At 69.5% G+C, this 16,846-nt stretch carries 17 protein-coding genes; 10 read left to right on the top strand and 7 right to left on the bottom strand.

Translation table 11 applies throughout. The features are described 5' to 3' along the window. Positions 1 to 105: 105 nt before the first annotated feature. Positions 106 to 1,440 carry a 23S rRNA (uracil(1939)-C(5))-methyltransferase RlmD gene (rlmD, locus tag FJU31_RS11020; protein WP_150454785.1) on the top strand — a complete coding sequence of 445 codons (1,335 nt, stop codon included), beginning with the start codon at positions 106 to 108 and terminating at the stop codon, positions 1,438 to 1,440. A 47-nt stretch (positions 1,441 to 1,487) separates the two neighbouring features. Here rlmD and FJU31_RS11025 read toward each other — a convergent pair whose 3' ends face one another. Then, the gene (locus FJU31_RS11025; protein WP_150454786.1) at positions 1,488 to 2,108 is read right to left on the bottom strand and encodes a hypothetical protein; all 621 of its coding nucleotides are present in this window, start codon (positions 2,106 to 2,108) and stop codon (positions 1,488 to 1,490) included. 91 nt (positions 2,109 to 2,199) lie between these two features. Here FJU31_RS11025 and FJU31_RS11030 point away from each other — a divergent pair, with 91 nt between their 5' ends. The 8 genes from FJU31_RS11030 to FJU31_RS11065 all read left to right on the top strand — a co-directional run bounded on the left by FJU31_RS11030 (position 2,200) and on the right by FJU31_RS11065 (position 8,109). Continuing rightward, on the top strand, positions 2,200 to 2,685 hold the full coding sequence (locus FJU31_RS11030; protein ID WP_150454849.1) for a CYTH domain-containing protein: 486 nt from the start codon (positions 2,200 to 2,202) through the stop codon (positions 2,683 to 2,685). Between the two features lie 40 nt (positions 2,686 to 2,725). Further along, positions 2,726 to 3,418 (top strand): DsbA family oxidoreductase, encoded by a 693-nt coding sequence (locus FJU31_RS11035; protein WP_150454787.1) that lies wholly within the window; start codon positions 2,726 to 2,728, stop codon positions 3,416 to 3,418. A 128-nt stretch (positions 3,419 to 3,546) separates the two neighbouring features. Next, positions 3,547 to 4,554, top strand: coding sequence for a beta-N-acetylhexosaminidase (nagZ, locus tag FJU31_RS11040; RefSeq protein WP_150454788.1), 1,008 nt, complete (start codon positions 3,547 to 3,549; stop codon positions 4,552 to 4,554). Next, entirely contained in the window at positions 4,554 to 5,108 is a 555-nt protein-coding gene (locus FJU31_RS11045) for a hypoxanthine-guanine phosphoribosyltransferase (protein WP_079222740.1), read from the top strand. Before nagZ ends, FJU31_RS11045 begins: the two co-directional genes overlap by 1 nt. A gap of 90 nt (positions 5,109 to 5,198) precedes the next feature. Continuing rightward, positions 5,199 to 5,945, top strand: coding sequence for an S-methyl-5'-thioinosine phosphorylase (locus tag FJU31_RS11050; RefSeq protein ID WP_150454789.1), 747 nt, complete (start codon positions 5,199 to 5,201; stop codon positions 5,943 to 5,945). Between the two features lie 87 nt (positions 5,946 to 6,032). Beyond that, positions 6,033 to 6,239: a cold-shock protein gene (locus tag FJU31_RS11055; protein WP_005410590.1), complete on the top strand. Its 207-nt coding sequence runs from the start codon at positions 6,033 to 6,035 to the stop codon at positions 6,237 to 6,239. A gap of 154 nt (positions 6,240 to 6,393) precedes the next feature. Further along, complete coding sequence (locus FJU31_RS11060) at positions 6,394 to 7,662, top strand: FAD-dependent oxidoreductase (RefSeq protein WP_150454790.1); 1,269 nt, start codon at positions 6,394 to 6,396, stop codon at positions 7,660 to 7,662. A 177-nt stretch (positions 7,663 to 7,839) separates the two neighbouring features. Continuing rightward, on the top strand, positions 7,840 to 8,109 hold the full coding sequence (locus FJU31_RS11065) for a hypothetical protein (RefSeq protein ID WP_150454791.1): 270 nt from the start codon (positions 7,840 to 7,842) through the stop codon (positions 8,107 to 8,109). A gap of 27 nt (positions 8,110 to 8,136) precedes the next feature. Here FJU31_RS11065 and pdeM read toward each other — a convergent pair whose 3' ends face one another. The 4 genes from pdeM to FJU31_RS11085 are packed head-to-tail and all read right to left on the bottom strand — an operon-like array spanning position 8,137 to position 13,826. Beyond that, entirely contained in the window at positions 8,137 to 8,778 is a 642-nt protein-coding gene (pdeM, locus tag FJU31_RS11070; protein WP_150454792.1) for a ligase-associated DNA damage response endonuclease PdeM, read from the bottom strand. After that, positions 8,768 to 11,227, bottom strand: coding sequence for a ligase-associated DNA damage response DEXH box helicase (locus FJU31_RS11075; protein WP_150454793.1), 2,460 nt, complete (start codon positions 11,225 to 11,227; stop codon positions 8,768 to 8,770). The genes pdeM and FJU31_RS11075 overlap by 11 nt, the downstream gene beginning before the upstream one ends. Then, positions 11,224 to 12,831 (bottom strand): ATP-dependent DNA ligase, encoded by a 1,608-nt coding sequence (locus tag FJU31_RS11080; protein WP_150454794.1) that lies wholly within the window; start codon positions 12,829 to 12,831, stop codon positions 11,224 to 11,226. Before FJU31_RS11080 ends, FJU31_RS11075 begins: the two co-directional genes overlap by 4 nt. Beyond that, on the bottom strand, positions 12,828 to 13,826 hold the full coding sequence (locus FJU31_RS11085; RefSeq protein WP_150454795.1) for a ligase-associated DNA damage response exonuclease: 999 nt from the start codon (positions 13,824 to 13,826) through the stop codon (positions 12,828 to 12,830). The genes FJU31_RS11080 and FJU31_RS11085 overlap by 4 nt, the downstream gene beginning before the upstream one ends. A 113-nt stretch (positions 13,827 to 13,939) precedes the next feature. Here FJU31_RS11085 and FJU31_RS11090 point away from each other — a divergent pair, with 113 nt between their 5' ends. After that, complete coding sequence (locus tag FJU31_RS11090) at positions 13,940 to 15,580, top strand: acyl-CoA dehydrogenase family protein (protein ID WP_150454796.1); 1,641 nt, start codon at positions 13,940 to 13,942, stop codon at positions 15,578 to 15,580. A 290-nt stretch (positions 15,581 to 15,870) separates the two neighbouring features. On the opposite strand, the gene FJU31_RS11095 is transcribed toward FJU31_RS11090, so the two are convergent. Beyond that, positions 15,871 to 16,281, bottom strand: coding sequence for a hypothetical protein (locus FJU31_RS11095; protein ID WP_150454797.1), 411 nt, complete (start codon positions 16,279 to 16,281; stop codon positions 15,871 to 15,873). 148 nt (positions 16,282 to 16,429) lie between these two features. Next, the gene (locus FJU31_RS11100) at positions 16,430 to 16,771 is read right to left on the bottom strand and encodes a hypothetical protein (RefSeq protein WP_116864087.1); all 342 of its coding nucleotides are present in this window, start codon (positions 16,769 to 16,771) and stop codon (positions 16,430 to 16,432) included. Positions 16,772 to 16,846 lie beyond the last annotated feature (75 nt).

Genomic DNA, 16,846 nt, shown 5'->3' on the forward strand with positions numbered 1-16,846 from the left:
GTGTCCATCATCAAGCACGAGGGCGGCGGGCGCAAGCGGCCATCAGCCCCCTTTGCCCGGATCTGCGACAATACGCACCCATTTTTGCCCGCAGCCTGTTGCCACGTGGCCCGATCCCGCTCCCGCATCGACCGTACTCCGTTCCAGACCGAGATCCTCGACCTCAGCCATGATGGTCGTGGCGTCGCCCGCCGTGAAGGCGAGGGCGGCAAGGTCACCTTCGTCAGTGGCGCCCTGCCGGGCGAAGTGGTGATGGCCGAACCGACCGCCCGCAACCGTCATTTCGACGAGGCCCGCACTGTTGAAGTGCTGCAGCCCTCGCCGCAGCGGGTGACGCCGAAGTGCCCGCATTTCGGCACCTGCGCCGGCTGCGTGCTGCAGCACCTGGACGAAGACCAGCAGATCGTCGCCAAGCAGCGCGTGCTGATGGACAACCTGGAGCGCATCGGCCACGTAAAGCCGGGCGCCGTGCTGCCGCCGCTGGTCGGCGAGAGCTGGGGCTACCGCCGCAAGGGGCGTTTCTCGGTGCGCCGCGTCGAGAAGAAGGACAAGACCCTGGTCGGCTTCCGCGAGCAGGATCCGCGCTTCGTGGCCGACCTCCGCCAGTGCCTGACCGTGATCCCGGAAATCGGCACCAAGGTCGAAGCGCTGTCGACCTTCATCGAGTCGCTGGATGGAAAACGCGACATCCCGCAGATCGAATTCATCGCCGGCGACCAGGCGGTGGTCCTGACCGTGCGTCACATGCAGCCGCTCAGCGATGCAGACCGTGCCGCCTGGGCCGCGTTCGGCCAGCTGCATGGGTTCGTGATCTACCTGCAGTCCGGCGGCGTGGACACCGTGCAGCCGCTGGACGGGCAGGGCGTGCCGCTGTCGTTCCGGCTGGCGCCGTGGGATGTGGAGTTGGCGTTCCGTCCGCTGGACTTCATCCAGGTCAACGCCAAGCTCAATGAAAAGATGATCGCCCATGCCCTGGACCTGCTGGAACCGGGTGAGGACGAGCGCGTGCTCGACCTGTTCTGCGGCCTGGGCAACTTCACCCTGCCGCTGGCCCGTCGCGTGCGCGAAGTGGTCGGCGTGGAAGGCGATGCCGGCCTGGTCGCGCGTGCCCGCGAGAACGCAGAGCGCAACGGCTTGGCCAATGCGCAGTTCTTCAGCGCCGACCTGACCCAGGACCAGCGCAGCACCCCGTGGATGCGCCAGGGCTTCGACAAGCTGCTGCTGGACCCCCCGCGTTCGGGCGCCATCGAAGTGCTGCAGCAGCTGCCGCTGAAGCAGTTCAAGCGCATCGTCTATGTCAGCTGCCACCCGGGCTCGCTGGCCCGCGATGCCGGCTACCTGGTCAACGAGCAGGGCTTCACCCTGGTCAGCGCCGGTGCCATGGACATGTTCCCGCACACCGCGCACGTGGAAAGCATCGCGGTGTTCGAGAAGCGCTGAGCGCGCATGGCACCGGAACTGTCCGGTGCCTTGGCGGTCGCCGGCGCCTAGCGCGTCGGCGCCTCCTGCCACCGCCCATCCATGCGGATGAAGGCCACGGTCTGTTCGCCCCGGTGGGTGCCGTCACCGGCGCGCACCGTGCATTCGAACACGGCTGCCTCACGGCCCAGGTCGCAATTACGCACTGCATGGACCTGGGTGATGCGCGCGGCCTGTTCATAGGCAGCGCGCTCGCCAGCATCGGTCTGCTGCGTGGCCAGCATGGCGAAACGTGCGCGCAGCAGTGCCTGCGCCTGCTCCACCGACGGTGCCGGCATCGGCACGTCACGCTGGTCGGGCAGGGTCCACTGGCCGCCCACCCACGCGAAGCGCAGCAGTTGCGGTCGCGGATGGATGCTCGTGCTGGAGGTGACGATGCAGTCCACCGCAGCGCTGTCCGCTGCCGGGGCGCAGCTGGTCAGGCTTTCCAGCCGGGGCCGCAGCGTCTCGGCGAGCAGGCGGCTGGTGTCGCTTGCGGGGCGCTCGGCAATCGCCTCGTCGAACATCCGGTCCATCAGTGCCTGCACCTGCGGCAGCGAGGGAAGCGCGGGCGCATCTGCGGCGGCTGCTGTGCAGGACAGCAGTGCCAGCAGGGCGATGGCGTTACGGGGCAAAGTGCGTCGACGCATCAGGCATCCGGTTCTTGAAGGGGCCGGCAGTGTAGTCATGCACGACGACGATGCGGTAGGAACTGTCGTGTGCGACCGCCATACTGTGCGCATGGGCATTGAAATCGAACGCAAATTCCTCGTCACCCACGACGGCTGGCGTGCCGCCGCGCACCGGGTGATCCCGATGGCGCAGGGCTACATCAACGACATGGGCTCGCTTGATCGCGGCACGCAGAATGCCTCGGTGCGGGTGCGCATCGAAGGCGACCACGCCGCACTCAACCTGAAGTCGCGCACCATCGGCCACACCCGCCAGGAGTTCGATTACCCGATTCCGGTGGCGGACGCGCGCAACCTGCTCGCCCTCTGCGTCGGCGGGCTGATCGACAAGCGCCGGCACCTGGTCGAGCACGCCGGCCTGACCTGGGAAGTGGACGAATTCCTCGGCGACAACGCCGGCCTGGTGGTGGCCGAAGTCGAGCTGGACAGCGCCGACCAGGCCATCGACCTGCCGGACTGGGCCGGTGCCGAAGTGACCGACGACACCCGCTACTACAACGTCGCCTTGGCCAGTCACCCCTATTCACAGTGGTGAAACCCCTTTTTTCGCTGGCAGTGGTCCCCATGTGGTCTGGATGAAGATCGATATCTACTCCGACGTGGTCTGCCCCTGGTGCTGGATCGGCAAGCATCGATTCGAGCAGGGGGTGCAGTTGCTGGGCGCCGATGCGCCTGAACTCGACATCCAGTGGCAGCCGTTCCAGCTGGACCCGGATGCCGGCGACACCCCGGTGCCGCTGCGCCAGGCCTATGCGGCCAAGTTCGGCGGTGCCGAGCGTACCGAGCAGATTCTCGGCCAGACCCAGACCACCGCGCGTGCCGAAGGCCTGCCGATGGACTTCAGCCAGGGCCAGGTGCGGGTGACCACGCTGCCGGCGCACCGCGTGCTGTGGCTGGCCGGCGAACACGGCGTGCAGGACGCGGTGGGCGAGGCCCTGTTCCGCGCCCATTTCGAGCAAGGCCAGAACCTGGCCGACACCGCCGTGCTGGTGAAGGCCGGCGTGGCCGGTGGCCTGGACGGCGCCGAGATCGCGCAGCTGCTGGCCTCCGACCGTGGCCTGGCCGAGGTCGAGGCCAAGCTGGCCCAGGCCCACGCACTGGGCATTTCCTCGGTGCCGACCTTCGTCATCGACGGCCGCTGGGCCATCTCCGGCGCGCAGCCGCCGGAAGCCTTCGCCAATGCCCTGCGCCAGATCGCTGCCGAGCAGGGCGCCCCCGCCGCCGCCGCCGGTGACGAGGCCTGCGGCCCGGACGGCTGCGCCATCTGAGCGGGCTGGGGTCGGAGCCCCCGCGCGGATCCGACCCGCGTATCCTTTCGCCCGAACACTGCGCCTGCCGGCCGGTTCTGCGACAATGCGGCACTGCGCCATGCGGGCGCCCGTAGTGGAGATCGACCATGCTGCTGATCGGCGTTGCCGGCACTGAACTGACCGCCCAGGAACGCGACTGGCTGCAGCACGATGCCGTGGCCGGGGTGGTGCTGTTCAAGCGCAACTTCGCCTCGCGCCAGCAGGTGACCGATCTGAGCGCGGCCATCCGCGCCGCCGCCCCGCGCCCGCAGCTGATCTGCGTGGACCAGGAAGGCGGCCGCGTGCAGCGTTTCCGCGAGGGCTACAGCGATCTGCCGCCGCTGCAGGACATCGGCGTGCTGTACGCCAGCGACCCGCAGCAGGCGCTGGCCATGGCCGAGCAGCACGCCTGGCTGATGGCCAGCGAAGTGCGTGCCAGCGGCCTGGACCTCAGCTTCGCCCCGGTGGTCGACCTCGGCCGCGGCAACCGCGCCATCGGCAACCGTGCCTTCAGCGAAGACCCGCAGGTGGTGGCCGCGTTCACCGCGGCCTACGTGCGTGGCATGCATGCCACCGGCATGGCTGCCACCCTCAAGCATTTCCCCGGCCACGGCACCGTGCTGGAAGACACCCACGTCGACACCGCCATCGACCCGCGCGGGCTGGATGAGCTGCGCGCGCAGGACCTGGTCCCGTTCAGTGCCGGCATCGCCGCCGGTGCCGATGCGGTGATGATGGCGCACGTGATCTACCCGCAGGTGGCGGCGGAACCGGCCGGCTATTCGCCGCGCTGGATCCAGGACATCCTGCGCGGCGAGCTCGGCTTCCGTGGCGTGGTGTTCTCCGATGACATCGGCATGGCCGCCTCGCACAGCGCCGGCGGCGTACCGGCCCGCGTGCACGCGCACCTGGATGCCGGCTGCGACGTGGTGCTGGTCTGCCACCCCGAACTGGTCGATGAAGCCCTGCACGCCGTGCAGGGGCGCTCCCTCAATACTGCTGCGCTGCTGGGCCTCCTTGGCCGCGGCGCGCTTGGCTGGGATGGCCTGCTGGCCGATGCCCGCCATGGCGACACCCAATCCCGTTTGCTCCACACCCTTGGAAGAACCGTCTGATGCCGAACCTCACCATTTCCCAGGCCCTGGCCCAGGCCGACCTGCTGGTCGACCGTCCCACCATCGACAAGGCCATCGCCAGCATCGCCGACGCGATCGCACGCGACTACGAGGGCGAGGTCCCGCTGTTCCTGTCCATCATGCACGGTGCGCTGCCGTTCGCCGGCCAGCTGGCGCTGGAGCTGGGCGCGCGCGGCCAGGATGTGCAGTTCGATTACCTGCACGCCACCCGTTACCGCGGTGAAACCACCGGCGGCGATCTGGTGTGGAAGCACAAGCCGGCCACCGCGCTGTTCGGCCGCCGCGTGCTGCTGGTCGACGACATCCTCGACGAGGGCTACACCCTGCAGGGCGTGCGCACCTGGTGCCTGGAACAGGGCGCCACCGACGTGCGCATCGCGGCGATGACCGTGAAGAAGCACGACCGCGGCCTGCCGGACGTCACCGCTGACTACGCCGGCATCGAACTGCCTGACCGTTATGTCTTCGGCTTCGGCATGGACGTCAACGAAACCCTGCGCTGCGTGCCGGCCATCTATGCGATGAAGGAATAACAGCGGGCCGTTCGCGGCCTGTCCTTGTCCTGTCCTGTCCCGCGCCGGCATCTTCGGGTGCCGGCGTTTGTCTCTCCTGGAGCGCATTGCATGCAACAGATCGCCCTGGCCGTCATTGGCGGCACCGGTGTCTACAACCTGGCCAAGCTCGACGACGTGCAGACGCATGAGGTCGAGACCCGTTTCGGCCGTCCGTCCGGCCCGGTGCGCGTGGGCACGCTGCTCGGCAACCGCGTGGCCTTCCTGGCGCGCCATGGCGAGGGCCATTCGCTGCCGCCGCACAAGATCAACTACCGCGCCAACCTGGCTGCGCTGCAGCAGATCGGTGCGCAGCGGGTGCTGGCGCTGAACACGGTGGGCGGCATCGGTGACGACTTTGGTCCGCGCGTGCTGGCCTGCCCGGACCAGATCATCGATTACACCTGGGGCCGGATCAGCACGATCTGCGAGGAAGAGGGCACCGACGTGGTGCACGTGGACTTCGGCCACCCCTACACGCCGATGCTGCGCAGCAAAGTCCTGGCCGCGGCAAAGGTGACCGGCGTGAAGATGCACGATGGCGGCTGCTATGGCGCCACCCAGGGCCCGCGCCTGGAAACCATCGCCGAAATCGCCCGCATGCGCCGTGACGGCTGCGACCTGGTGGGCATGACCGGCATGCCGGAAGCCGCGCTGGCACGGGAGCTGGGGCTGGATTACGCCTGCCTGGCGATCGTGGCGAACTGGGCCGCAGGCTGCGGTGACGGCGAGGAGATCACCATGGCCGAAGTGCTGGCCAACGTGCAGGCCGCCAGCAACGGACTTCCGGAACTGGTCGGCGAATTGGCGCGGGGGTGATTGTCATCCTCGGGCAAGCTTTGCATACTCAGCCGGTACGCGGGTTCAGCGTACACCACCCATTCATTGCAAAGGTCTCGCATTAACATGCCGAACGGTACCGTCAAGTGGTTCAACGACGCCAAGGGATTTGGCTTCATCTCGCCGGAGGATGGCAGCGCCGACGTGTTCGCGCACTTCTCCGCCATCAACTCCAAGGGCTTCCGCAGCCTGCAGGAAGGCCAGCGTGTCACTTATGACGTGACCCAGGGCCCGAAGGGTGCCCAGGCTTCGAACATCACGCCGGCCGAGTGATCCACTCGACAGTGCGTTGAAAACCCCGCTACGGCGGGGTTTTTTTTTTGCGCACGGCATCGGCTGGCGGGCATCGCAGCAGAGCCACGCCATGCGTGGATGAGCTTCGCGGCGGCCCCCTCCATTCGCAATCCGCGTCGGGCACAATGCAGGCATGACGGAACGACTGCGCATCGCCGTGATCGGCTACGGCACCGCCGGCCAGGCATTGGCCATCCTGCTCACCCGCGATGGCCACGAGGTGGAGATCTTCGAACGGGTGCCGACGCCGGGGCCGGTGGGTGCCGGATTCCTGCTGCAGCCCAGCGGCCTGCAGGTGCTGTGGCAGATGGGCCTGCTGGACGAGGTGCGTGCGCATGCGGCACCCGTGCACCGGCTGTATGGCGATACGCCGTGCGAGCGCGCGGTGATGGACATGGGCTATGCCGGGCTGGATGCACGCCTGCATGGGCTGGGCATGCAGCGCGGGGCGCTGTTCTCGCTGCTGGACCAGGCCCGTGATGGCGCCGGCCAGCTGCATGCCGGCACCACCATCGTGTCGGTCGATGCCGCACAAGGGCGCCTGCGCGACAGCGAGGGGCGCCAGCACGGGCCGTTCGACCTGGTGGTGGCTGCCGATGGTGCGGCGTCCGCGCTGCGCGGGGGCATCGAGCAGGGCATCGCGCTGGACCGGGTCTACCCGTGGGGCGCGTTGTGGTGCCTGCTGCCGGCCGACGACTGGCCGCACATGAGCGAGCTGCGGCAGCGCTACGTGGCCGCGCGCAGGATGATCGGGCTGCTGCCGGTCGGCACCCGGCCGGGCGACGGTACGCCGCGCCTGAGTTTCTTCTGGAGCTTGCCGCGCGCCGATTTCGAGCGCTGGCAGGCCGAAGGCATGGCGCCGTGGCTGGAAGAGCTGCACGCGTTGTGGCCGCAGGCCAGTGCACGGTTCGCCCACCTGCAGGAGGCGGGCCAGCTGGCCCGCGCGGTCTACCGCGACGCGGTGATGAAGCGCTGGCACCAGGGCCGCCTGGTGCTGGCCGGCGATGCCGCGCATGCGATGAGCCCGCAGCTGGGGCAGGGCGTCAACATGGCCCTGCTTGACGCGCTGGCGCTGCGCGATGCACTGCGCACGCACGGTGGCGGCGAGGCGGCGCTGCTGGCCTACCAGGCGCAGCGCCGTGCGCACGTGGCGGTCTACCAGCGCTGGAGCCGCTGGCTGACGCCGTTGTTCCAGTCCGACCGCGATGCGTGGGCCAAGGCGCGCGACGTGCTGCTCGGCCCGATGGGACGCATGCCCGGCGGGCGCGGCCACATGCTGCGCGTGCTCAGTGGCACCCAGCACGGCTGGTTCGGTGCGATGCCGCTGGATCCGGCTTTCATCGACGCACTTGCACGCGCCCCGGCAGGGGTGTCGATCAGCCCGGTTCCGCTGCGTGCGTGAACCGCGTCTTCACGGCACTTAACGGACACCTCACCCCGGATATGCGAGAAGAGGGGAGCACGCCATCGGCGCGTCGCCCGTTTTCCTTTCCGTGATCAGACATCGCGCGTGGCCGGGCGGCACTGCCGTCGCGGCCTGTTGCGGCCCGGATGCGCCGCAGAATTCGAGGAGGATGCCATGTTGTTCGCGGTCGATGAGCTGGAATCGGAAATCTGCAAGCTGAGGGGCCTGCTGCAGATGCTGCACGAGGACCAGCCCGACGTCCTGGAAGATGTATTTGAGTTCCACGTGGGCAGCCTGATCAGCCATTCGGCACCGGCGCACCATGCGCGCATCCGGACCAGCGCGCGGGATATGCTGGTCGCGATCCAGGCGCTGCCACGCCACAGCGATAACAACAAAGCTGATTTCCGGCTGATGCCCGAACTGCTCGCGCGCCCGTCCTGAGCCAGGCACTGGTTCGTCTGCCCATCGTCAGCGCACGGGCAGGGCGACCAGTGCGCCGTCCACGCAGGCGATCCATTGTTCGCCGCTTAGCCGCGGTGGCACAACGCCGGCGGTAAATGCCGAGAACGCGGGCAACACCGTCTGTCCCTCCTGCAGCCAGAACGCGGGGAAGCGGCGCCGCAATGCCGGCAGGGCGATCTGCGGATGCACGTGGCCAGCGATCACATGGGCATCGTCGGCCTGTCGCGGCTCATGACAGAGCAGGAACGGCCCCAGCCGCAGGTCATCGTGGATCTGCACCTGCAGCGCGGCATGCGGCAGCTGCTGGTCATGGTTGCCGCGCACTACATGCACGTCCAGCGCAGCATGCTGCTCGCGCCAGCCCAGCCATTGCCGATGCCAGGCCGCGCGATGCGCCGGCCCGTGCAGGATGTCGCCGAGGATCCACAGTTCGCGGCATGCATGCTGCTGCACCAGCGCCTGCAGGCGTTGCAGGTCGCTGTCGGTGCCGCCGCGGGGCAGGGCGATGCCGGCGCGACGGAATACATCGGCCTTACCCAGGTGCAGGTCGGCGATCAGCAGCGCCTGCCGTGCCGGCCACCACAGTGCACGCGCGCCGAGCAGGCACATCGGCTCGCCGCCCAGCTGCACCGGCAATTCAGTGGCCATGGCGACGCTCCAGCTGCTGTGCCGCGCGCTGCACGCGGGTGCGCCAGTCTTCATTGCTGAACTGCCCGCGCAGGCGCTCGGCCCACAGCGGGAAACCCAGCGGTGTCAGCGTGGGTGGCCGCTGCAGTGATACCGATTGCGTGGCGATGTGCTGCAAGGCCTGCTGCAGGCCTTGCAGATCGAGTGCATCGGTGAGGACTTCCTGTTCGGCCTGCGCCAGCAGCAGGTGGCCGGGGTCGTGTTCGCGCAGCACGTCGTACAGCAGGCCCGCCGAGGCCTGCAGCTGGCGCAGCGAGCGCGGCATGCCGCCGGGCAGGCTCGGCACCAGCAAACCGGCGACGCGGGCGATGCCGCGGAACTGTCGGCGTGCCAGCTCGCCGAGGTTCACCGCCGCGCGCAGGTCGTCAAGCAGGTCGGCCGGATCGAACAGCGCCTGAAATGCCGCTGCATCGCGTTCGATGGGCTCTGCCGGAGCCAGCACGAGGCCGTGGTCATTCACCGCATAGCCGATGCTGTTGCGCTGCAGGCGCGTGAGGCGCAGCGACAGCAATGCCGCCAGCGCCTCGTGCACGTGGCGGCCCGCAAAGGGGTAGACGAACAGGAACTGGCCTTCGCGACGGCGCACATCTTCCACCAGCAGCCGCGAAGGCGCGGGTCGTTCCGACAGCGCATCCTGCAGGCCAAGCAGCGGCGCCAGCCAGCGCGCCTCGGCGCTGTTGTCGGCACCGGACAGCACCGCTTCCAGCTCGCGCCCCAGGGCCAGCGACAACGGCAGCTGGCCGCCCTGCCAGCGTGGCACCACGCCGCTGCCGCTGCCACGTGCCAGCCGCACGTAGGCGGTCATGTCGCGCAGCTGCACCAGCTCCAGCAGGCGACCGGCGAACTGGAAACGATCACCGCGGCGCAGGCGGCTGGCGAACTGTTCCTCCACCGCACCGAGGCCACCGCCGCGCAGGAACTGCACGCGCACGCTGCCATCGCTGCTGATGGTGCCGATCGACAACCGGTGGCGCAGCGCCTGGCGGCGATCATGCATGCGGTAGCGGCCATCCTCGTCCAGCACCACCTTGTGGTACTCGGGGTACTGCGCCAAAGCGCGGCCACCCTGCACGATGAACGCGAGCACGTCCTGCCACTGCGTGTCCTGCAGCGCGGCGAACGCATGCGTGCGCCGTACCTGCGCGAGCAGCGCATCGGCGTTGAAGCCGCCGGCCAGCGCACGGTTGACCGCGTGCTGCGCCAGCACGTCCAGTGACAGCGTGGGCGGCGTGCGCGGTTCGGTGATGCCTTCGCGCAGGGCCCGCCGCACGGCGGCGTACTCGGCCAGCTCCAGCGCGTGGGTGGGCACGCACAGCACGCTGCCGCTGGCCCCGGGCCGATGCCGCGCGCGTCCCGCGCGCTGGCGCAGGCGCGCCACGCCCTTCGGGCTGCCCAGCTGCAGCACCTGGTCCACTTCCGGAAAGTCCACGCCGAGGTCGAGGCTGGAGGTGGCCACCACGCAGCGCAGCGTGCCCGCGCGCAGGCCGTCTTCCACCTGCTGGCGCAGGCCGGCGTCGAGCGAGCCGTGGTGCAGGGCCAGCGTCTGCGCATCTTCCGGCCAGACCGCGGCCAGCGCCTGGTGCCACAGTTCGGCCTGCGCGCGGGTGTTGGTGAACAGCAGGCTGCTGCGCGCGGACATCAGTGCATCGAGCACGCGCGACAACTGGCCCAGGCCGAGATGCCCGGCCCACGGGAAGCGCTCACCGCTGGCGGGCAGCAGGCTGCTGATCGCCACCGGTCGCTGTCGTGCGCCTTCCACCTGCACCGCATCGGGCTTGCCGGGCAGCAGCACGTCGCGCGCCTGCGTCAGGTTGCCCAGCGTGGCCGACAGGCCCCACAGCTGCAGCGCCGGTGCCGCATCGCGCAGCAGCGCGAGGTTGAGCTGCAGCAGCACGCCGCGCTTGTTGCCCATCAGTTCGTGCCACTCATCCACCACCACGCAGCGCAGCTGGCGCATGCGCTCCAGCGTGTCGGGGTAGCTGAGCAGCAGGGCCAATGACTCGGGCGTGGTCACCAGCACATCGATGCGGCCTTCGCGGGCGAGGCGACGGTCGCGGCTGCTGGCGTCGCCACTGCGCAGGCCGACCTTCCAGCCCAGGCCCAGGCCTTCGATCGGCGCCTGCAGGGCGCGTGCAGTGTCGCTGGCCAGCGCCCGCAGCGGCGTTACCCACAGCACCTGCAGCGGGCGTACCGCATTGGCCCGCGGCGGCGCCGGCAGTGGGTCGATCATCGCCTGCAGCAGCGGTCCGCCGAACATGGCCAGCGTCTTGCCGCTGCCAGTCGGGGTGTGCAGCAGGCCCGAGCTGCCCGCCAGGTAATGGCGCCACATCGCGCGCTGGAACGGTAGGGGTTTCCAGCCACGGCTGCCGAACCACGCCTGCAACCGCTGCAGCGCATCGCTGCGCTTCATCGCGCCAGGGCCTGCAGGGTCGCCAGCTGGTCGGCTTCGCTGGCCGGCTTGTCCTGGCGCCAGCGCAGGATGCGCGGGAAGCGCACCGCGATGCCGGACTTGTGCCGCGCGCTGCGGTTGACCGCTTCGAAGCCGAGCTCGAACACCTGTTCGCCGCGCACGCTGCGCACCGGCCCGAAGCGTTCGCGGGTATTGGCGCGGATCCAGCGGTCCAGCGCCAGGATCTCCTTGTCGTCCAGCCCGGAATAGGCCTTGGCCACCGGTACCAGGGTGTCGCCGTCCCAGACGCCGAAGGTGTAATCGGTGTACAGCGTGCTGCGCCTGCCGTGGCCGGCCTGCGCATACAACAACACTGCGTCGATGGTCAGCGGGTCGACCTTCCACTTCCACCAGTCGCCGCGTCGGCGCCCGGCCTGGTAGATCGAGTCGCGGCGCTTGAGCATCAGCCCTTCGACACCACGCTCGCGCGATGCTTCGCGCAGGTCCGCAGCGTGCGCCCAATCATCGGCGTGCACATCGGGCGACAGCTGGATGCGTGCATCGCCGAGCGCGCCGACCAGTTCGGCCAGTTGTGCGCGCCGCTGCTGCAGCGGCAGTTCGCGCAGGTCCTGGCCATCGCGTTCCAGCAGGTCGTAGGCGAGCACGCGCACCGGCGTGTTGCGCAGCGTCGTTGCACCGGGCTTGCGGCGCTGGATGCGCGTCTGCAGCGCGGTGAACGCGCGTGGCGCGTTCTCGGCCTCATCCCAGGCCAGCAGCTCGCCATCGATCACGCAGCCATCGGGTAGTGCGGCTGCCGCCTGTTCGATCTCGGGGAAGCGTCCGTCCAGACGCTCCTCGCCGCGCGACCACAGCGCCACTTCGCCCTGGCGGCGCAGCAGCTGCAGGCGGATGCCATCCCACTTCCATTCCAGCAGCCAGTCGTCGATCGCACCCAGACGTTCCTGCGGCTCGCCTTCCAGCGGCGAGGCAAGGAAAAACGGGTAGGGCTGCTGGCGGTCCAGCGGCAGCTCCTCCGGTGACAGCAGTTGTGCCAGCAGGCCCGGCGTGGGCACCCATTCGCCGAGCATGCGCTGGGCGATGCGGGCGATGTCCAGGCCCGACCATTCGGCCAGTGCCTGCTGCACCAGCCGCTGCGAGACGCCGACGCGCAGCGCTCCGGTCAGCAGCTTGTTGAACACCAGCCGCTCGCTCGCCGGCAGCTGCCGCCAGCCGGCCACCACGGCGGCGCGGCGTACGTCCTCGGGCTGGTTGGCGACGGCCAGCAGATGCTGTTCGATCCAGTCGGCCAACGGGCGATCCGGTGCACGCTGCGGCGGATCATCCAGCAGCAGGGTCAATGTTTCGGCCAGGTCGCCGACCTGCGCGTAGCTGTCCTCGACCAGCCACGCCGGCAGGCCCGACTCCTCGCTCACCCACGCGCGCAGCTCGCCGCTGGCAGCGATCTTGCGGCGTGCGCCGCCGACCTTGCCGCCACTGAGCAGGAACAGCGCCCAGGCGGCGTCGTGCGCGCCCGCGTGGGCGAAGTAGTCGACCAGGGCCGCGCGCTTGTCCAGCGTGGCCGTGCTGCGGTCCAGCCGCTGGTAGAGCGCGGCGAAAGCCTTCATTCCTCGCTCCCGAAATCGGTGCGGAAGGCCTCGGCGGCCACGCCGCGTTCGCGCAGGAACGGAATCAGCGCATCGGTGTTCCCATGGGTGGCGATCACCCGCGATGCGCCGGTCTGTTCGATAGTCTGCAGCAGGGCAGGCCAGTCGGCATGGTCGGACACCACGAAACCGCGATCGACGTTGCGCCGGCGGCGGTTGCCGCGCAGCTGCATCCAGCCCGAGGCGAAACCGAGCTGGTGGCGGCCGAAACGACGCAGCCAGGGCGTGCCGGCGGCCGACGGCGGGGCGATGATCAGCTTGCCGGCCGCCTCCGGTTGGCGGCCCTGTTCGGCCACGGTCAGCGTTTCCAGCATCGGGATGCCCGCCTCGCGGTACACCGCCACGCCGTTGGCCACCGCACCGTGCAGCCACGCAGGCGTGTCATCCAGCGGCAGCAGTTCGCCGAGCACGCGTTGCGCCTTGCCCAGCGAATAACAGAGCAGCACCGCCGCTTCACCGCGCTGCGCGCATTCCCTGCGCCACGCCACGATCTCGGCGGCCACCGCGGCGGTATCGGGCCAGCGGTAGATCGGCAGGGCGAAGGTCGCTTCGGTGATGAAGGTATCGCAGGGCACCACTTCGAACGGCGCGCAGGTGGGATCGGGCTGGCGCTTGTAGTCCCCCGAGGCGACCCAGACCTGGCGGCCATCATCGATGCGCACCTGCGAGGAACCCAGTACGTGGCCTGCCGGATGCAGCGACACCTGCACCTGGCCCAGGGTGAACGGTTGGCCTTCGGCATGGACCTGCAGCGGTACGTCGCCCAGCCGCCAGCGCAGGATCGGCGCGCTGCCGGGGCTGCAGTGGTATTCGCCCATGCCGGGCCGGGCGTGGTCGCCATGGCCGTGGGTGATGACCGCGCGCGGCACCGGCCGCCACGGGTCGATGTGGAAATCGCCCGCGGCGCAGTAGAGCCCTTCGGGGCGTAGTACCACCAGATCGTCATTGACTGCCATGCCTGCACTGTCGCGCGGTGCTCGTGCACGGGGCGAGAACCGGCCTGAACGCGGGGTTGCCGGACGATGCTGCACAATCGGCGCGCAGCCTTCTCGCCGGCAGGATGGAACCGATGAACGGACCGAGCTTCAGCAGCACCGCGCCCTTTGAAACCCACGTGGTGCTGAACCAGCCGCCGCCGTTTGCGGGCCGCCAGCTGTGGACCGACGACGTGGCCCTGATGGAGGCCGTGCAGCGCGAAGGCGCGGCCGCATTCGCGCCGCGGCTGGCGATATACGGGGGTCTGGCCGGCAACCAGCTTTACCAGTTGGGCTTCGATGCCAACCGCGACCGGCCACGGCTGCGCACGCACGATGCGCAGGGCCACCGCATCGATACCGTGGACTTCCACCCGGCGTACCACCAGTTGATGCACGCGGCCAAACAGCATGGCGTGTCCGGGCTGTCGTGGCATGAGCCACAGCCCGGCGTGCACGTCGCGCGGGCGGCGTTGAGCTACCTGCACCACCAGGCGGAAGCCGGCACCAGCTGCCCGCTGACCATGACCCATGCCGCGGTGGCGGTGCTGCAGGCGCAGCCGCACCTGGCCGAGTGGGCGCGCAAGGCGGCCTCGCCCGTGTACGACGCGCGCGACGTGCCGGTGGGCGACAAGGCCGGCCTCACCCTGGGCATGGGCATGACCGAAAAGCAGGGCGGGTCGGACGTGCGCGCCAACAGCACGCGGGCCGAGCCCATCGATGGCGAACGCTACCGCCTGGTCGGACACAAGTGGTTCTTCTCGGCACCGATGTCCGATGGTTTCCTGGTGCTGGCGCAGGCACCGGGTGGGCTGACCTGCCTGCTGATGCCGCGGCGGCTGGCCGATGGCGATCGCAATGCCTTCCACCTCATGCGCCTGAAGGACAAGCTGGGTGACTGGTCCAACGCGTCCAGCGAAGTGGAGTTCTGCGGCGCGCAGGCGTGGCGCGTGGGCGAGGAGGGCAGGGGCGTGGCCACCATCATCGGCATGGTGATGATGACGCGCCTGGACTGCATGCTCGGTGCGGCCGCGGAAATGCGCATGGCCCTGGCGCAGGCCCTGCACCACGCGCGCCACCGCCGCACATTCGGCAAGCCGCTGGTGGAACACGCGCTGATGGCCAACGTGCTGGCAGACCTGGCGCTGGAATCGGAAGCGGCGACGGTGCTGGCCATGCGCATCGCGCGCGCGGTCGACTGCGCAGGCAGCGATCCGCAGGAGGCCGCGCTGGCGCGGCTGGGTACGGCGCTGGGCAAGTACTGGGTGTGCAAGCGCGCGGCCGCGTTCGTCAACGAGGCGCAGGAATGCCTGGGCGGTGCCGGTTACGTGGAAGAGTCGATGCTGCCGCGGCTATACCGGCAGGCGCCGTTGAATTCGATCTGGGAAGGCAGCGGCAACGTGCAGTGCCTGGACGTGCTGCGCGCGCTGGGGCGCGAGCCCGAGGCGATGCAGGCGCTGCGTGCGGAGCTGGAAGCAGTGGCCGATCGCGACGCCGGTTACGCGGCGGCACTGCAGCGCTGGGCGTCGGCACCGGCGCCGGATGAATCGCAGGCGCGCTCGTTCTGCGAGCGTACGGTGCTGCTGCTGCAGGCGTCGCTGCTGTTGCGGGCGCGCAGCCCGATGGCCGGGGTGTTCGTGCGCAGCCGGCTGCAGGGCGAGCATGGGTTGGTGTTCGGGACGCTGCCGGCGGGGGTGGATCTGGGGGCGATGATGGCGCGGGCGCTGCCGCAGTAGGCGGCCAACGGCGAAGCCCCTCGTGGTGGTCGTGCGGCATCTGCATCGTTGGCGGGCCTCGCGGGTGGGTTGCGCAGGGGACGCCGTGAATACGTCCTTGTAGGCTCGAGCGCGCCATCCATGGCGCTTACGCCCCTGCGCAACCCACCCGCGCGGCCCCGGACGGTTTCCGGGCGCGTCCACCACGGAATCAACGGAAGGCCAGAAGCAGAAAAGCCGCGGCCATGCCGCGGCTTTTCATGTAGAGCCGAGCCGATGCTCGGCTGGCGGTAACGCCCGGTAGCGGCGGGTCAGTGCTTGGCTTCTTCCTTGGCGGCATTGGCCTTGGCGTCGGCGGCGACGTCGCGGGCCTTGTCGGCGACCTTCTGCGCCGCGGTCGCGGTGGCGTCGCTGGCGTGGGCGGCGGCATCGGTGGCGGCGGCCTTGGCCTGGTCGGCGGCATTGGCGGTCGCGTCGGCGGCATTGTCCAGCGCCCGCTGGGTGTCGGCGGCGGCGTGCTCGGACGCTTCGGCAGTCTTGTCGGCAGCCTCGCGGGTGGCGGCGGCGGCCTTGTCCACGGCTTCGCGGGCGGCGGCGCCAGCGCTGTCGGCGGCCCGTGCAGCGTCCTGCTTGGCCTGTTCGGCCTCCGGGCCCTTGCAGGCGGCCAGGGCCAGCAGCAGGGAGGCGGCCAGCAGGGTGGTGGTCAGCGGACGGGTCTTCATGGCGGTCTCCAGTGCTGCAATGGATGGGGACGCCAGCCTATTCATGCCGTCGTGAAGGCCCGGTGGTGGTGCGGCGGCGCCCTCCAGGCAAAGAAAAAGCCGCTGGCGAACCAGCGGCTTTTCCAGAACAGCGTGAAGAAAGAAGTTATTACTTCTTGGCTTCTTCAGCAGCGTCCTTGGCCTGCTCGGCGGTGCCTTCGGCAGCCTTGGCAGCGTCCTTGGCCTGCTCAGCAGCAGCGTCGGTAGCAGCAGCGCCGGTCTGGGCAGCAGCGTCGGTCGCAGCGTCGGCAGCGGTGGCGGCGGTGTCAGCAGCCTGCTGGGCAGCGTCGGCGGTCTGGGTGCCAGCAGCAGCGGCCTGGTCGGCAGCAGCCTGGGCTTCGGTGGCGGCTTCATTGGCCGATGCAGCGGCGTCCTGGGCAGCTTCCTGCTTCGAGCAGGCGGCCAGGGCCAGGGCCAGGGACATAGCGACCAGCAGCTTGTTGATGCTCATTGTGTGAATCCTCGTCGTTGAATTAGGCAACGCGCAACTGCGCGCCGACAACATGATGACAAGCCACGTTTGGCT

It is taken from the genome of Stenotrophomonas cyclobalanopsidis (assembly GCF_008710035.1).
GTDB lineage: Bacteria > Pseudomonadota > Gammaproteobacteria > Xanthomonadales > Xanthomonadaceae > Stenotrophomonas > Stenotrophomonas cyclobalanopsidis.

Coding starts and splice junctions, on each gene's coding strand:
- FJU31_RS11025 (WP_150454786.1), bottom strand. CDS start 2,108: ATGCGTCGACGCACTTTGCCCCGTAACGCCATCGCCCTGCTGGCACTG.
- FJU31_RS11030 (WP_150454849.1), top strand. CDS start 2,200: ATGGGCATTGAAATCGAACGCAAATTCCTCGTCACCCACGACGGCTGG.
- FJU31_RS11035 (WP_150454787.1), top strand. CDS start 2,726: ATGAAGATCGATATCTACTCCGACGTGGTCTGCCCCTGGTGCTGGATC.
- nagZ (WP_150454788.1), top strand. CDS start 3,547: ATGCTGCTGATCGGCGTTGCCGGCACTGAACTGACCGCCCAGGAACGC.
- FJU31_RS11045 (WP_079222740.1), top strand. CDS start 4,554: ATGCCGAACCTCACCATTTCCCAGGCCCTGGCCCAGGCCGACCTGCTG.
- FJU31_RS11050 (WP_150454789.1), top strand. CDS start 5,199: ATGCAACAGATCGCCCTGGCCGTCATTGGCGGCACCGGTGTCTACAAC.
- FJU31_RS11055 (WP_005410590.1), top strand. CDS start 6,033: ATGCCGAACGGTACCGTCAAGTGGTTCAACGACGCCAAGGGATTTGGC.
- FJU31_RS11060 (WP_150454790.1), top strand. CDS start 6,394: ATGACGGAACGACTGCGCATCGCCGTGATCGGCTACGGCACCGCCGGC.
- FJU31_RS11065 (WP_150454791.1), top strand. CDS start 7,840: ATGTTGTTCGCGGTCGATGAGCTGGAATCGGAAATCTGCAAGCTGAGG.
- pdeM (WP_150454792.1), bottom strand. CDS start 8,778: ATGGCCACTGAATTGCCGGTGCAGCTGGGCGGCGAGCCGATGTGCCTG.
- FJU31_RS11075 (WP_150454793.1), bottom strand. CDS start 11,227: ATGAAGCGCAGCGATGCGCTGCAGCGGTTGCAGGCGTGGTTCGGCAGC.
- FJU31_RS11080 (WP_150454794.1), bottom strand. CDS start 12,831: ATGAAGGCTTTCGCCGCGCTCTACCAGCGGCTGGACCGCAGCACGGCC.
- FJU31_RS11085 (WP_150454795.1), bottom strand. CDS start 13,826: ATGGCAGTCAATGACGATCTGGTGGTACTACGCCCCGAAGGGCTCTAC.
- FJU31_RS11090 (WP_150454796.1), top strand. CDS start 13,940: ATGAACGGACCGAGCTTCAGCAGCACCGCGCCCTTTGAAACCCACGTG.
- FJU31_RS11095 (WP_150454797.1), bottom strand. CDS start 16,281: ATGAAGACCCGTCCGCTGACCACCACCCTGCTGGCCGCCTCCCTGCTG.
- FJU31_RS11100 (WP_116864087.1), bottom strand. CDS start 16,771: ATGAGCATCAACAAGCTGCTGGTCGCTATGTCCCTGGCCCTGGCCCTG.